General features: G+C 72.6%; 11 protein-coding genes. 8 read left to right on the top strand and 3 right to left on the bottom strand.

Going from position 1 to position 13,890, the window contains the following annotated elements; translation table 11 throughout:
* Positions 1-4: 4 nt before the first annotated feature.
* Complete coding sequence (locus K1X13_RS08470) at positions 5-412, bottom strand: DUF1622 domain-containing protein (RefSeq protein WP_221024669.1); 408 nt, start codon at positions 410-412, stop codon at positions 5-7.
* 228 nt (positions 413-640) lie between these two features.
* On the opposite strand from K1X13_RS08470, the gene K1X13_RS08465 reads away from it, so the two are divergent.
* Positions 641-1,144 carry a PH domain-containing protein gene (locus K1X13_RS08465; RefSeq protein ID WP_221024668.1) on the top strand — a complete coding sequence of 168 codons (504 nt, stop codon included), beginning with the start codon at positions 641-643 and terminating at the stop codon, positions 1,142-1,144.
* A 35-nt stretch (positions 1,145-1,179) separates the two neighbouring features.
* Here K1X13_RS08465 and K1X13_RS08460 read toward each other — a convergent pair whose 3' ends face one another.
* The gene (locus K1X13_RS08460) at positions 1,180-2,427 is read right to left on the bottom strand and encodes a PucR family transcriptional regulator (protein WP_221024667.1); all 1,248 of its coding nucleotides are present in this window, start codon (positions 2,425-2,427) and stop codon (positions 1,180-1,182) included.
* A gap of 85 nt (positions 2,428-2,512) precedes the next feature.
* On the opposite strand from K1X13_RS08460, the gene K1X13_RS08455 reads away from it, so the two are divergent.
* The 6 genes from K1X13_RS08455 to K1X13_RS08430 all read left to right on the top strand — a co-directional run bounded on the left by K1X13_RS08455 (position 2,513) and on the right by K1X13_RS08430 (position 11,819).
* On the top strand, positions 2,513-3,631 hold the full coding sequence (locus K1X13_RS08455) for a ferredoxin reductase (protein WP_221024666.1): 1,119 nt from the start codon (positions 2,513-2,515) through the stop codon (positions 3,629-3,631).
* 20 nt (positions 3,632-3,651) lie between these two features.
* On the top strand, positions 3,652-4,827 hold the full coding sequence (locus K1X13_RS08450) for a fatty acid desaturase family protein (RefSeq protein ID WP_221024665.1): 1,176 nt from the start codon (positions 3,652-3,654) through the stop codon (positions 4,825-4,827).
* Positions 4,828-4,900: 73 nt separating this feature from the next.
* Positions 4,901-6,067: a D-alanyl-D-alanine carboxypeptidase family protein gene (locus K1X13_RS08445; protein ID WP_221024664.1), complete on the top strand. Its 1,167-nt coding sequence runs from the start codon at positions 4,901-4,903 to the stop codon at positions 6,065-6,067.
* Positions 6,068-6,162: 95 nt separating this feature from the next.
* Entirely contained in the window at positions 6,163-7,398 is a 1,236-nt protein-coding gene (locus K1X13_RS08440; protein WP_221024663.1) for an SGNH/GDSL hydrolase family protein, read from the top strand.
* Positions 7,399-7,463: 65 nt separating this feature from the next.
* Complete coding sequence (locus tag K1X13_RS08435) at positions 7,464-9,128, top strand: ABC1 kinase family protein (RefSeq protein ID WP_221024662.1); 1,665 nt, start codon at positions 7,464-7,466, stop codon at positions 9,126-9,128.
* Positions 9,129-9,236: 108 nt separating this feature from the next.
* On the top strand, positions 9,237-11,819 hold the full coding sequence (locus tag K1X13_RS08430) for an SCO7613 C-terminal domain-containing membrane protein (protein WP_221024661.1): 2,583 nt from the start codon (positions 9,237-9,239) through the stop codon (positions 11,817-11,819).
* 200 nt (positions 11,820-12,019) lie between these two features.
* Here the strand turns inward: K1X13_RS08430 and K1X13_RS08425 are convergent, their stop codons facing one another.
* On the bottom strand, positions 12,020-12,238 hold the full coding sequence (locus K1X13_RS08425; protein WP_221024660.1) for a BldC family transcriptional regulator: 219 nt from the start codon (positions 12,236-12,238) through the stop codon (positions 12,020-12,022).
* A 411-nt stretch (positions 12,239-12,649) separates the two neighbouring features.
* On the opposite strand from K1X13_RS08425, the gene K1X13_RS19645 reads away from it, so the two are divergent.
* Complete coding sequence (locus K1X13_RS19645; protein WP_221024659.1) at positions 12,650-13,735, top strand: Glu/Leu/Phe/Val dehydrogenase dimerization domain-containing protein; 1,086 nt, start codon at positions 12,650-12,652, stop codon at positions 13,733-13,735.
* Positions 13,736-13,890 lie beyond the last annotated feature (155 nt).

Here is a 13,890-nt window from a genome sequence, read left to right as displayed (position 1 = left end):
GCCGCTACTGCTCGGCACCGGTACGGCGCGCGTCGGCGGCGGCCCGGGCCATCACACCGACCCCGCTCGTGGTGGCCCGCCGCCAGGGCAGCGTGCCCTCGATCTCGACCTCGAGGGAGAAGCTGAGGAAGGTCCGGATCAGCACGATCAGGCCGAGCACGCCGACGTTCTCGATGGTGGTGGCCACGGCGACCGTCTTGATCAGGTCCGCGGCGACGAGGATCTCCAGACCCAGCAGGAGCACGCCGCCGAACGCCGACCGCAGCACGCGGTACGCCTCCTGGCCCTGGCGGGAGCGCCGCCAGACCAGGGCCGCGAGCCCGAGCGACCACAGCAGGCCCAGCACGAGGACAGCGGCGCCGAAGGCCTCGAAGCCCTGCGCCGTCACCTCCATGACCTCGACGAAGCTCACGCCTGCTCCTCACGTCCCACCGCTCGACCCTGTCCCGGACAGGCTCCCACGAAGGGCGGACACGCAGGGCACACCAGCGGTACGGCGCGCCCGCACCAACGCCCGCCCGCCCCACGGCCCGGCCGGTGGCCCCGGATGGCTCACCCCTGCCGGGTGATGCCCGGGCACGGCCCGGCCGCGCATCGTGAGGGGCAGGACTCCGAGACACGGACGAGCGTGGGGTGCGGCATGGGTTTTCCGGCTGACGAGCTGGGCGGCGGCGAGCGCGTCATCCGCGAGATGCACGAGCACTGGAAGCACCTGCTGGTGCCGGGTCTGATCTGTCTCGCCGCGCTCGTCGGGCTCGTCGTCGTGCTGGCGGTCACGCCGGAGTCCGGCTTCCTCGCGTGGCTCGACGTCGCCGCCTGGGTGGCCTTCGCCGGGGTGGTCGCGGTGTTCGGGATCTGGCCGTTCATCCGGTGGCAGCGGCGCACCTACACGATCACCGACCAGCGGATCGCGACCCGCAAGGGCGTCCTGCGCCGCACCGGCCGCGACATCCCGCTGAGCCGGGTCAACGACGTCGCCTTCGAGCAGGGGCTGCTCGACCGCGTCGCCCGGGCGGGGACGCTGCGGGTCTCCGCCGCGAGCGAGGAGGGAACGGTCGTGATGCGGGACATCCCGCAGATCCACGAGGTGACCACCCTGCTGCACTCGCTGGTGCGCGAGGCGCGCGGCGAGGCGCGGGCCTGACCCGTCGACGACCAGTCCGTACGGCGGACGCGACCTCAGTCCTCGTCGTCCGGCAGCACGACGTCCTCGCCCGCCGGCGGGTGCAGGGCCAGGAGCAGCTCCAGCACCACCTGCGCGTCGTCGAGCCGGTCGCCGTACAGGTCGCGCAGCTGCCCCATCCGGTAGCGCACGGTCTGCGCGTGCACGTGGAGGTCGGCGGCGACGTCGTCCCGCCTGCCCTGGTGCAGCAACCAGGAGCGCAGCGTCTCCCCGAGCCGCTGTGCGGTGGCCGGCCGGAGCTCGCCCAGCGGCTCGAGGACGCGGGTGCGCAGGTCGGCGAGCGCGTCGGGGTCCGCACCGAGCACCACGTCGACCAGGTGGTCCTCGGTGTCCAGCGGGGCGGGCGGGTCCGGGGCGGGGACGAGGTCCACCACCCGCGCGGCACGCAGGTACGACGCCCGCGCGGCCAGCCACGGGCGGGGCGGGCCCACCACCGCGTGCTTGCCGGCCAGGACCCGCAGCAGCCGCCGCCGGTCGCGGCCCTCCATGTCGGGGACCAGCAGCAGCGAGAGCTCCTCGCTGTCCTCGAGGCCGGGCAGCTCGTCCCCCACGCGCAGCGTCCCCGATCCGAGCAGCGACAGCACGCCCCGCACCTGTGCGGCCGGCAGCAGCACGGCGGTCAGGGTGCGCGGCTCGGGCCAGTCCGCCCGCTCCGCGCTGGCCGCGAGCACGTCGGCACTCGCGCCGGAGAGCAGGTTCCGGGCCAGCCGGTCGAGGTAGCGCTCGCGGACCCGCCCCGTGGTGGACAGCTCGTCGGTGTGCCCCGCGACGCTGGCCGCGGACAGCTCGTCGATGTAGGCGAAGACCAGCTCGGCGAAGCGGGCCATCGTGGACGCGGCGACCCCGGCCTTGGTCGCGGCGTCGGCCATCTCCCGCCAGGCGACCCGGGCACCGACCCGGTAGGCGGCGAGCAGCGCGTCCATGGACCTGCCGCTGCGCGCCTCACCGCGACCGAGGGCGTAGGCGCCCTCCAGCGTGGGGCCGTGCGGCGTGCTCGGGTCGGAGTCGCGGCTGCCGGAGGCGAGCTTGAGGAAGCCGGCCAGCGCCATCTGCACCGCGGCCTCGATGTTGTCGCCCATCGTGCCGCTGAAACCGCCCGCGTAGCTCGGCACCTCCTCGGTGACCGCTGCCACGGTCTGGGCCGCGACCGCGGGCAGCCGGTCCCGCAGGACGGCGCCGATGTCCGCGTCCAGCTGCAGGTCGGCCGCCCCTCGCGGAGCGGGGCTGGAGGGGGATTCGTCCATGATTTGTTCCCTCCGAACAATCGGCTTCCAGAAGTTCACGTTCAGCGGACAGGAGTTTACCCCTGTGCACAGTCATGCTGGGTACATGTCCTTTTCTGTCCGTCCCAGCCGCGCCACCGGTGACCGGTCCCCGTCGACCGTCACCGCGTCGCTGCGCGACCGGGCCCTGAGGCTCGCCGAGCGGGTGACCACTCCCCTCCAGCCCTCGGACTACCTCGACATGTTCCGGCCGCTGCGCCGGGGCGCGGACCTCCGCGCCCGCGTCGTCGAGGTACGCCCCGAGACCGGCGACGCGGTCACCGTGGTGCTGCGCCCCGGCGGCGCCTGGCAGGGGCACGTCCCCGGCCAGTACGTGCGGGTCGGCCTCGACGTCAACGGCGTGCGGCTGTGGCGCTCCTACTCGCTGACCTCGACGCCCGAGGCGCCCGACGGCCTGCTCACCATCACCGCCAAGGCCGTTCCCGACGGCACCGTGAGCCTGCACCTCGCCCAGGAGCTGCGCGCCGGCCAGCTGGTCCATCTCGACCAGGCCCTCGGCGACTTCGTCCTCCCCGACCCGGCCCCGGACAAAGTCCTCTTCGTCACCGGCGGCAGCGGCATCACCCCGGTGATGGGCATGCTGCGCTCCGGCCTCGACCGGCTGCGGGACGTCGTGCTCGTGCACTCCGAGAGGAGCGCCGAGGACGTGATCTTCGGTGACGAGCTGCGGGCGCTGGCCACCGACGGTCGGCTGCGCCTGGTGGAGCAGCACACCGACAGCGCCGGTCGCCTCGACGTCGAGGCGCTGGCGGCGCTCGTGCCCGACCTCGCCGAGCGGGAGACCTGGGCCTGCGGGCCGAGCGGCCTGCTCGACGCGATCGAGGAGCACTGGGCCGCGGCCGGGCTCGCCGACCGCCTGCACACCGAGCGGTTCAAGGTCGAGCTCGCCGAGCCCGGCGAGGGCGGCACCGTGACCTTCACCCAGGACGGCACCGTCCTCGAGGTCGACGGCGCCACCCCGATCCTCGACGCCGGCGAGGAGGCCGGCGTCCTGATGCCCTCCGGCTGCCGGATGGGCATCTGCTACTCGTGCGTGCTGCCGCTGCGTCAGGGCGCGGTGCGCGACCTGCGCTCCGGCGACCTGACCACCGCCGTCCCCGGCGACGGCGTGCTCGTCCAGACCTGCGTCTCGGCCCCGGCCGGCGCCTGCGACATCGACCTCTGACCTTCAACGAAGGAGATCCCATGACCACACTGCAGAAGAAGCCCGACAACCCGATCGCCCACCTCACCGACGAGGACATCGAGACCCTCGGCGCCGAGCTCGACGCGATCCGCGCCGAGGTGGTCGCCTCCCGCGGGGAGAGCGACGCGGCGTACATCCGCAAGGTGATCGACGTGCAGCGCAAGCTCGAGCTGTCCAGCCGCGCGGTGCTGCTGTTCTCGCTGTTCCCGCCGGCCTGGCTCGCGGGCACCGCGGGCCTCTCGGTCGCCAAGATCCTCGAGAACATGGAGATCGGCCACAACGTCATGCACGGCCAGTGGGACTGGATGCGGGACCCGAAGATCCACTCGACCACGTGGGAGTGGGACAACGCGTCGCCGTCGGAGCAGTGGAAGCACTCGCACAACGAGGTCCACCACACCTACACCAACGTGATCGGCCGCGACAACGACCTCGGCTACGGCATCATGCGCGTCGACGAGGACCAGCGCTGGTACCCGCTCTACCTGGCCCAGCCGCTGTGGAACTTCATCAACGCCTGCTTCTTCGAGTACGGCATCGCGGCCTACGACCTCGAGCTCGGCAAGAACCTGCGCAGCAAGAAGCGCCGGTCCAGCCCGGAGTTCAAGGCCCGCGGCAAGCAGGTGCTGAAGAAGATCCGCTCGCAGATGACCAAGGACTACGTGCTGCACCCCGTCCTGTCCGGTCCGTCGGCGGCCACGACGCTGTCCGCGAACGCGACCGCCAACCTGGTCCGCAACCTGTGGACCCACTCGGTGATCATGTGCGGCCACTTTCCCGAGGGCGTCGAGACCTTCGAGCGCCGCTCGATCGAGGGCGAGACCCGCGGCGAGTGGTACCTGCGCCAGATGCTCGGCTCGGCCAACATCACGGGCAGCCCGCTGATGCACCTGATGACCGGCAACCTGTCCTTCCAGGTCGAGCACCACCTGTTCCCGGACCTGCCCAGCAACCGGTACCAGGAGATCGCCCCGAAGGTGCAGGAGCTCTTCGAGCGCTACGGCCTGACCTACACGACCGGCTCGCTGCCCAGGCAGGTCGGCTCGGCGTGGAAGAAGGTCTTCCGGCTCTCGCTGCCCAACGACTTCGGCAAGAAGGCCACCGCGAAGGTCGCCTCCATCGCTCCCGGCGGGCTCCTCGGCGGGACCGCGACGGAGGATGGCGCCGCGGCCTGACCGTCCGACATCTCGGACAAAGTTCCTTTACTTTCCTGCGCGAACGGCGGGTGTGCGGTCATCATCTGTGACCATGCGCACCCGCCGTTCCCGTAGCACCCGCAGCACCCGCACCAGCGGCAGGACCGCCCGCTCCCGGTCACGTTCCACGGCCGTACGCCGTTCCGGACGGCGGTCCCGGCTCACCGCCGCCCTCGCGCTGGTCGCCGCGGTCTCGGTCGTGGCCACGACCGCTCCCTCCTGGTGGGCCGGCGAGGCCGAGGCGCACGGCACGCCGCTGCGCAGCCTGGTCGAGCGGGTGCAGCAGGTCGCGGGGGTCCAGCCGGTCGAGGGGGCCCAGCGGCTCGAGCGGGCCCGGCAGTTGGAGCGGGTGGAGCTGACCCGGCGCACGGGCACGGTGACCGGCGACGGCCGGACCGTGTACGTCGCCAACCGCACCGACTTCCGGCCCCGGCGCACCGAGGTCACCCTCCCGCCGCGGGTCCGCGCCCGCTCCTGGGTGGTCGTCGACCTCGACACCGGACGCATCCTCGGCAAGTACCGGCCCCGGGCCCGGCTCCCCCAGGCCTCGACGATGAAGCTGCTCACCGCGGTCACCGCGGCCCGCACCGTGCCCGTCGGCACCGCCCACCGGGTGACCCGCTTCGAGGCCCGCCAGACCTGCTCGTGCGCGGGGCTGCGCCCCGGCTACCGCTACGCCCGGGACACCCTGCTCGCCGGGATGCTGCTGCCCTCCGGCAACGACGCCGCCGAGGCGGTGGCCGGGTCGCACCCGCGGGGCCGCCGCGCCTTCTACGCCGCGATGAACCGGAACGCCGAACGGCTCGGCGCCACGGACACGGTGGCCAGGAACGCCTCCGGGCTGACTGCGGACGGGTCGCACTCGTCGGCCCGCGACCTGGTGCTGCTGCTCCGCGCCGCCCTGCGGCAGCCGGCCGTGGCCGAGGTGCTGGCGATGCCGTCGGCGAGGATCACCTCGGTCCGCGGCCGGGACCCGCACACGGTCTGGCAGGGCACCGACTACGTGACCGAGTACGCCGGCGCGCGCGGGAAGAGCGGCTGGACGACACCGGCCAAGAACACGCTGGTCGTGGCCACCGAGATCGACGACCACCGGATCGCGGTCGCCAGCCTGGGCGCGCCGACCGGCTACTCGACCTCCGGCGCCCGTGCGCTCACCCTCTGGGCGAACCGGAACTTCGCGGGCCTGCGGGCGGTCGGGCAGCTGCCGCACTCCTGACCCGCGGGGTGTTCCCAAGCGGGCCCGTACGGCGCTACGTTGCCGGAGGTCCCACAACGGGACATGGGGGGCGAACCGGTCAAAGGAGACACAGGTTGCGCAGTCAGTCCCAGCGGCGTCGTACCCGGGGCGCCGTCCTCGGCGTCCTCACCGCCCTTCTCACCGCCCTCGGCGGCCTCGCCCTCACCGCCCCGCCGGCCGCCGCGGACGGTCCCGGCGTCGGCACGCCGTGGGTGGTGACGGTCGGCGACTCCTACATCTCGGGCGAGGCCGGCCGTTGGGCCGGGAGCTCGAACGCGTCCACGTCGTATGCCGACGCCCTCGGCCCGACCGCCTACTACGACAACGCCGCCGGCACCGGCGAGCAGATCAACCGCTGCCACCGCAGCCGGTCCGCGGAGGCGTTCGTGGGCGGCGGCGTGAGCGGCCTGAACCTGGCCTGCTCGGGCGCGCGGACGGCCACCTTCACCGACGGCAACGGCTACTTCAAGCCCGGCCTGGACTTCTACGACGACGGGGCCGGCCGGATCGGCCAGGCCAAGGCGCTGCAGCAGTTCGCCGCCGGCCACAACGTGACGATGGTCGTCGTCTCCATCGGCGGCAACGACTTCAATTTCGGCTCGATCGTGCAGACCTGCGTCAGCGACTTCCTCTCCTCGTCGTCGTGGTTCAAGAACTACTGCAACGACGACAGCAGCGTCACCTCGAACTTCACCAGCGCCAACGTCGCCGCCGTGAAAGGCCGGATCGCCACCGCGTACCAGAACGTGCGCACCGCGATGCGCAACGCCGGGTACGCCGACGGCGCGTGGACGATGCTCGTGCAGAACTACCCGTCGCCGCTGCCGCGCTCCACCGGCATCCGGTACGGCGAGAGCGGCTACACGCGGCAGAACACCGGTGGCTGCGGGTTCTGGAACGCCGACCTGAACTGGGCCAACGACACGGCGCTGCCGACCATCAACAGCACCGTCGTCGGCGCGGTGAGCACCGCCGGGATCGCCAACTCCCGCACCCTGGACCTGTCCGCGGCGTTCAACGGGCGCCGGCTCTGCGAGAGCACGGTCGGCCTGTACGAGGAGAAGGGCCTGACCAGCTGGACCCAGGCCGGCGCCGTCGACAAGACCGAGTGGGTCAACCAGATCCGCACCGTCTCCACGGTCTCCGGGCCCTACTTCGTGCAGGAGTCGCTGCACCCGAACTACTGGGCGCAGATGGCCACCCGGTCCTGTGTGCGGCAGGCCTACAACGGCGGCACGCCCCGCAGCGGGGCCTGCTCCATCAGCGCCACCGGCCTGCTGAACGGCGAGCCACGGATGACGCTGCGGTAGACCAGACGTCCGCCCCGGCCCCGGCCGGGGCGGACGCCACCACGGGCGGCTAGCCTCGAAGCACCATGGCACCCAAGATCAAGCCCCGTCACCTGCAGCGCTACCGCGAGATCGCGACCCTCCTCGCCCGGCACGGGCGGAGGGATCTCGTGCGCACCGCCGGGATCGACGCCGTGCTCGCCGACGAGCCGCTCGAGGAGGGCGACCCCAAGGCGGCGGCCCGGCTCGCCGACGACCTCGAGGCGATGGGCCCCACCTTCGTGAAGCTCGGCCAGCTGATGTCCTCCCGCGTCGACCTGCTCGCGCCGGCGTACGTCGAGGCGCTGTCCCGGCTCCAGGACAAGGTCGAGCCGTTCCCGTTCGAGGAGGTCGAGGAGATCGTCAGCACCGAGCTCGGCGTCCGGCTCTCCAAGGTCTTCCCGACCTTCGACCACCGCCCGCTCGCCGCGGCCTCGCTCGGGCAGGTGCACCGGGCCACGCTCCGCGACGGCCGCGAGGTCGTGGTCAAGGTGCAGCGGCCCGGCATCCGCCACCAGGTGCTCGAGGACATGGAGGTGCTCACCGAGATCACCGACCTGCTCGACGCGCACACCGACCTCGGCCGCCGGTACGGCCTCGGCGACCTGCTGCAGGAGTTCCGCCGGTCGCTGATGGACGAGCTCGACTACCGCCGCGAGGCCGAGAACCTGGTCACCGTCCGCGGCATCCTCGGCGCGCACCCCACGATCCTGGTGCCCGAGCCGTACCCCGACCTGTCCACGAGCCGGGTGCTGACCATGGAGTACGTCGAGGGCCGGAAGGTCACCGACCTGGGACCCCTCGGCCAGCTCGAGCTGGACGGCGCCCCGCTGGCCGACGCGCTCTTCGCGGCGTACCTCAAGCAGGTGCTCGTCGAGGGCGTCTTCCACGCCGACCCGCACCCCGGCAACGTGCTGCTCACCCCCGACCACCGGCTGGTGCTGCTCGACATCGGCATGGTCGCCCGGCTGGCCCCGGCCTACCGCGACAAGCTGGTCAAGCTCTTCCTCGCGCTCGCCGACGGCCGTCCCGAGGTGGTCACCCGGGTGGTGCGCACGATGGGCGAGGAGCTCCCCGACTTCGACGCGGCGCTGTTCGAGCGGGCGGTGACCGAGGTGGTCGGCCGGTCCGCCGACGCCTCCCTGTCCGACCTCGACGTCGGAGCCACCGTGCTCCAGCTGACCCGCAAGGCGGGTGAGGCCGGGCTGCGGATGGATCCCGAGCTGGTGATGCTCGGCAAGACCCTGCTCAACCTCGACCAGGTCGCGGCCACCCTGGACCCCGACTTCGAGCCACGCGAGGCGCTGCGCCGCCACACCAGCGAGCTGATGCGCTCCTCGATGCACACCAGCCCGGCCGCGATGATGGCGTCACTGCTGGAGGCCAAGGAGTTCGTGGAGGCGCTGCCCGGCCGGGTGAACCGTGCCTTCGACGCCATCGGCGAGGGCCACTTCGAGCTGCGGGTGAAGGCGTTCGACGAGGACGAGTTCCTGCGCGGGCTGCACAAGCTCGCCAACGTGATCGCGGCCGGGTTGATCCTCGCCTCGATGATCCTGGCCTCCGCGCTGCTGGCGAGGACCTCCGGCGAGGCGCCCACCACGGAGAACCGGATCGCGCTGGTGGTGTTCGTGGTGGCGGTCGTGGTGGCGATGGTGATGCTGGTCCGGATCGCGCTGCAGACCCGCAACGTCCGCTCGCACCGGCGTACCTGAGCGGCTCACGGAGTCCTGGAACGGGGCGGAAAGATGGGCGCTGGTACTCAGTCCGGCTGAGTCGTTGGACCCTGCACATTCCACGGCGACGCGTGGCTAGATGTACCCATGACGCGCTATGCCGACCCTGAACGCTGTCCGGACTGTCTCGGGGCGATGCCGTTCGGCGCCACCACCTGTCCCGCGTGCGGCCTCTCGCTCGACGGTCCGCTCCCCGCGAAGCTGTTCCTGACCCTCAGCGAGGCCGACCGGATCCTGGAGCAGATGCGCGCGGCCGCGCCCGCCGCGGCTCAGCCCGTGGCCACCCCGGCCGGCGCGGCGCCCGCCGCCGTCCCGGTCCAGGCCCTCCCGACCCGGACCGCCCCGGCGACCGGCTTCGCCGGGGTCGCACCGCCGCCCGTGACCGGCCCCGCACACCTCCCGCACGCCCACCTCAGCGCCTCCTCGGTGCCGAAGATCCTGCTGGGCCTGGGAGCGATCTGCGTGCTGATCGCGGCGATGGTCTTCCTCGCGGTGACCTGGTCGGTGATGGGCGTCGCCGGCCGCACCGCGACGCTGGTGGGCTTCACCGTGGTCACCGGCGGCCTCGCGACCTGGGTGGCCCGGCGTGGCCTGCGGGCCGCCGCCGAGTCCCTGACCGTGGTCGCCCTGGGCCTGCTCGCCTTCGACCTCTTCGGCGCCCGGGACTCCGGCTGGTTCGGGGAGATGACCGACGCCGGCTTCCTGGTGCTGCTCGGCGCCGCGCTCGCGGCGGCGGGCACCTCGGCGGCGGTCGCCGTACGACGGACGAAGACCCCCGCACTGGTGGGCGCCGAGCTCGTCGCCGCGCTCGGCCTGCTCTCGGTCGCCGGGGGCATCACGCAGGCGGCGTGGGTCACCGACGCCGCGGGCCTGACCGTGTCCGTGGTGCTGTTCGCCGGCGCCACCCGTGCTGCCTACTCGGTGCGTCTCCCGGCCCTCACGACCGCCGCCGCCGCACTGGGCGGCGGCGCCTGGGTGCTGCTCGTGCTCACCGGGTGGGACCGGGCGCTCACCCACCCGAGCGTCCGCGAGCTGTGGCTCGAGCTCGAGGTCTGGCCCCTGGTGGCCGGGGCGCTCCTCGTCAGCACCCTCGCCCTGGCGCGGGCGCTGCCGGTCCTCGCCCGGGTGACCGCCCTGGCCATCGGCGAGGCGCTGCTGGCCACCGCCGTGCTGGCACCCGTCAGCGACGAGACGGTCACGGCGGCATCGCTCGTCGTCGTCGCGGTCCTCGTCGTCACGGGCGCGCTGGCCTGGTTCGTCCCCGCGCCGTGGGACCGGGGGGTCGCCGTGACCGTCGCCCTGGCGGGGGTCTGGACCACCGTGCTGGCGATGGCCCTCGCGACGACCGCCCTGGACCGTCTGGTCAGCAGCGGCAGCATGGTCTGGCAGGGTGCGGCCGGCGACCTGCTGCCCCGCGCCGCGGACACGTTGCCGGGTGCTCCCGCGAGCTGGCTGCTGCTCGTGGCCGCGGCCGCCTCGGTCGCCGCGCTGGTCGTGCTGGCCCGGGCCTACCCCGGTGCGGGCCGGCTGTCCGCGCCGCTCCTGAACCCGGACCTGCTGGCAGGCGTGGCGGCCGCCGCCGGCATCGCCACCCTGGCGTTGTACGCCGTTTCGGTGTGGCTGGTCCTGGCCCTCCTGCTCTCGGTCGCCTGCGGCTTCGCCGTCCGGGCGCTGAGCGGGCAGCACGCGCTGGCGCTGGCGCTGGCCATCGGCTACCTCGCCCTCGGGGTTGTGCTCTCCCTGCACGCGGAGACGCTCACCCTGGCCGCCCTTCTCGTCGGCCTGGTCCTGACCACCGCCGTACACCTGCGCTGGGCCGGGCTCGACGTCAGCGCCACCGCCGGAGCGCTGCTCGCCGCCTCCGTCGCCGGGCTCACCTGGACGGTAGGCGCCCTCGCGGACGCGGCCTGGAGCTGGACGGCGCTGACCGGCCTGCTGCTGCTCGCGGTCCTGGTGCTCGCGACGCCGTACGTCGACACCCGGTTGCGCGTCGCCGGACCCGCCACCTACGCCCGGCTGGGCATCGAGCTCGGCGCCCTGGCCGCGGCTCTCGGGCTGTCGGCCGGGGGGCTCGACATGGCTGCGGCCGCCCGTACCGCCACATGGGCGGCGGTCTACCTGACCATCACCGGTGCAGCGGTCTCGGCGATGGCACTGCTCCGCCCCGACCGCCGGATGGCCGGCTGGCTCGGCGGCGGGCTGCTCGCGGCCGCGAGCTGGGTCCGGCTGTGGGACATCGGTGTGGAGGCCCCCGAGGCCTACACGCTGCCCACCGCGGTCGCGCTGGCCGTGGTCGGGGTCGTGCACCTGCGCCGCGACCCCGAGGCCACGACGATGACCGCGCTCTCGCCGGCGCTCAGCCTGGCGCTGGTGCCCAGCCTGCTGTGGGTGCTCGCCGACCCGGTGACCCTGCGCTCGCTGCTGCTCGGCCTCGCCTGCCTGGCCCTGGTCCTCGTCGGCGTGAAGCTGCGGTGGACCGCCCCGGTCGTCTTCGCCTCGACCGTCGGCGCCCTCCTGGTCCTGCGGCACGCCACCCCGATGGCCGAGGCGGTCCCCCGCTGGATGCTGATCGGTCTCGCCGGCGCCCTCCTGATCAGCATGGGCATCACCTGGGAGAACCGCCTCCGCGAGGCCCGCGCCATGCTCGGCTACGTCCGCCACCTCCGCTGACGCGCCTGCCCGCAGCGAGCCGGGCCAGGCGCGGCTGCCGAGTCGCACCGTCCGCCAGACACGGCCCGAAGGCCCCGAAGACATGAGAAGACCTAGCACACTGGGTGCTAGGTCTTCGAACGCTCAAACTCCGATGCAGGCGGCCCCCCTCGGCCCCATAACCGCAGAAATTACGTCCCCCAAATGGGCGCCTGTCCCTCTCAGTCCAGGTCTTCCCCACGACGCTGCTCAGGGACCATCCCCGTGAGCAGATCGCGCACTTCGGACTCGCGGTAGCGGCGATGTCCTCCGAGAGTCCTGATCGAACTCAGCTTGCCGGCCTTGGCCCAGCGGGTGACCGTCTTCGGGTCCACCCGAAACATGGCCGCGACCTCAGCAGGCGTGAGCAGTGGTTCGGACTCAGGTGGTCGCGTATTCATAAGCGAGCCTCCCTCACTGTTGGTGCCAACCCCATAACCAGGAAATTCCCGGTCATGCTCGCTCCATCTTGACACCTGGAGCGTAAGCAGATCCCCAAATAGTGACAATGGTCCATATGCGCGGCCAAGTGGTCTGGACGAGTCATAAGTGCTGCATCCAGGGGGGCTCCCCGATCCCACCCAACATGAGGATTGGGGATGCTTTCCACCGGTTGCAGCCACCGACGACGTCCCGAGAACGGCACCGGGCGGGCACGGGATGCCCCCCAAACGCCCCACTTCGACCTGTGAGCCCGGTCGCACACGGGCCGGGATGTTCGTAGTCTAGGACCAGCATCGGCACCACCCCCGCCGAACGCACCCACACCGCCCGCACCATCCCTCGCGGGCCCGAACGGAAGGGTCACCACCGTGACCGCACGCGACGCCGCCGGCGTCTTCGACCGGGGCACCGGCCACGAGCAGGTCGTCTTCTGCCACGACGAGCCGACCGGCCTCAAGGCGATCATCGCCATCTACTCCACCGCCCTCGGCCCCGCGCTCGGCGGGACCCGTTTCTACCCCTATGCAAGCGAGAACGACGCCCTCGAGGACGTCTTGAACCTCTCCAAGGGGATGGCCTACAAGGCGGCTCTCGCCGGGCTCGACCTCGGCGGCGGCAAGGCGGTCATCATCGGCGACCCGACCCAGCTGAAGACCGAGGCGCTGCTGCGCGCGTACGGCCGTTTCGTGGAGTCCCTCCACGGCCGTTACTACACCGCCTGCGACGTCGGCACGTTCAGCGAGGACATGGACCACATCGCCCGCGAGTGCTCCTACGTCACCGGCCGCACGGTGGCCCACGGCGGGGCCGGGGACTCGTCGGTGCTCACGGCGTACGGCGTCTTCCAGGGGATGCGCGCCGCGGCCGAGGTCACCTGGGGGGCACCGACCCTCCACGGCCGCACGGTGGGGGTCGCCGGGGTCGGAAAAGTCGGCCGTCATCTGGTCACCCATCTGGTCGACGACGGGGCGGATGTGGTCATCACGGACGTCGACCCGGCGGCCGTGGCGCGGGTCCAGGGCGAGCACCCCGACGTGCGTGAGGTGGCCACGGCCGCGGACCTCGTCGCGACCGAGCTCGACGTCTACGCGCCGTGCGCCCTGGGCGGGGCCCTCGACGACGAGGTGGTCGCGACGCTGAGCGCGAAGATCGTGTGCGGCGCCGCCAACAACCAGCTGGCGCACGAAGGCATCGAGAAGACCCTGCAGGACCGCGGGATCCTCTACGCGCCCGACTACATGGTCAACGCGGGTGGCCTGATCCAGGTCGCGGACGAGCTCGAGGGCTTCTCGTTCGAGCGCGCCAAGCAGCGCGCGGAGAAGATCTTCGACACGACCAAGCGGGTGTTCGCACTGGCCGGCGACGAGGGCGTGCCCCCGGCCGCGGCCGCGGACCGGCTCGCCGAGCGGCGGATGACCGAGGTCGGACGCCTGCGCGGGATCTGGCTGGGCTGACCGGCCCGGGGTGGACCCGAACGGGTCGACCCCACGGTCATGGGTCCGGGGACTCCCTGCGGAGTCCCCGGACCCACGGCCGGACGGAGATCAGTCCCGGCGACCGGGCTCTGAGTAGTCAGCCCACTCGTCGTACTCGTCGGCTTCGACGGCAT

It is taken from the genome of Nocardioides jiangsuensis, assembly GCF_019679455.1.
GTDB lineage: Bacteria > Actinomycetota > Actinomycetes > Propionibacteriales > Nocardioidaceae > Nocardioides_C > Nocardioides_C jiangsuensis.
The sequence above is the reverse complement of the archived record's forward strand: the minus strand, read 5'-3'. Positions and strand labels throughout refer to the sequence as shown.